Source organism: Streptomyces longwoodensis, from assembly GCF_001514125.1.
In the GTDB taxonomy this organism is placed as follows: Bacteria; Actinomycetota; Actinomycetes; order Streptomycetales; family Streptomycetaceae; genus Streptomyces; species Streptomyces longwoodensis.
The window spans coordinates 1-1,415 of record NZ_KQ948575.1; the positions used below are offsets into that span (position 1 = coordinate 1).

Annotated in this window: 1 protein-coding gene; it reads left to right on the top strand. The window is 67.2% G+C overall.

Annotated features, from left to right (window positions below; all coding sequences use genetic code 11):
- Positions 1–1,415: (Fe-S)-binding protein (locus AQJ30_RS36345; protein ID WP_159052429.1), on the top strand; the 1,415-nt coding region annotated here is incomplete at both ends.

A 1,415-nucleotide genomic window follows, 5' to 3' on the forward strand; every position in this document is an offset into this window, starting at 1 on the left:
CGGCAAGCCGATCGACTTCACCGACCCCGGTGACGACGACGTCTTCGGTGTCTCCCAGGTCGAGCAGTTCTCCTGGAAGGGCCTGCTGGACTTCTCCACCTGCACCGAGTGCGGCCGCTGCCAGTCGCAGTGCCCCGCCTGGAACACCGGCAAGCCGCTCTCCCCCAAGCTGCTCGTCATGGCGCTGCGCGACCACGCCCACGCCAAGGCCCCCTACCTGCTCGCCGGCGGCGGCAAGAGCATGGAGGGCGAGGAGAAGGCCACCGCCGACCAGCTGAAGGACGTGCCCGCGGCGGCGCTCGCCGAGGCCGAACGCCCCCTGATCGGCACCGCCGAAGAAGGCGGCGTCATCGACCCCGACGTGCTGTGGTCGTGCACCACCTGCGGCGCCTGCGTCGAGCAGTGCCCCGTCGACATCGAACACGTCGACCACATCCTGGACATGCGTCGCTACCAGGTCATGATCGAGTCCGCGTTCCCCTCCGAGGCCGGCACCATGCTGAAGAACCTCGAGAAGAAGGGCAACCCCTGGGGCCTGGCCAAGAAGCAGCGCCTGGAATGGCTGAAGGAAGTCGACTTCGACATCCCCGTCGTCGGCCGCGACATCGAAGACCTCACCGACGTCGAGTACCTGTACTGGGTCGGCTGCGCCGGCGCCCTGGAGGACCGCGCGAAGAAGACCACCAAGGCCTTCGCCGAACTCCTGCACATCGCGGGCGTGAAGTTCGCCATCATGGGCGGCGACGAGAAGTGCACCGGCGACTCCGCCCGCCGCCTGGGCAACGAGCCCCTCTTCCAGGAACTCGGCATGGAGAACGTCGCCGCACTCAACACGGCGTTCGGCGAGGAACTCGACGACGAGGGCAAGGTGGTCCCGGAGTCGGCCAAGCCCCGCTCGGCGAAGAAGATCGTCGCGACCTGCCCGCACTGCCTGAACACCATCGGCAACGAATACCCCCAGCTCGGCGGCGACTACGAAGTCATCCACCACACCCAGCTGCTGCAGCACCTCGTCGATACGGGCCGCCTGATCCCCGTCACCCCCGTCGAGGGCATCATCACCTACCACGACCCCTGCTACCTCGGCCGCCACAACAAGATCTACACCCCGCCGCGCGAGATCATCGCCGCCGTCCCCGGCGTGCGCAACGAGGAGATGCACCGCCACAAGGAACGCGGCTTCTGCTGCGGCGCCGGCGGCGCCCGCATGTGGATGGAAGAACGCATCGGCAAGCGCATCAACAACGAACGCGTCGACGAGGCCCTCTCCCTCGACCCCGACATCGTCTCCACCGCCTGCCCCTTCTGCCTGGTCATGCTCACCGACTCCGTCAACGGCAAGAAGAACGAGGGCAAGGCCAAGGAAACCGTCCAGGTCGTCGACGTCGCCCAGCTCCTCCTCGACTCCGTCAAGA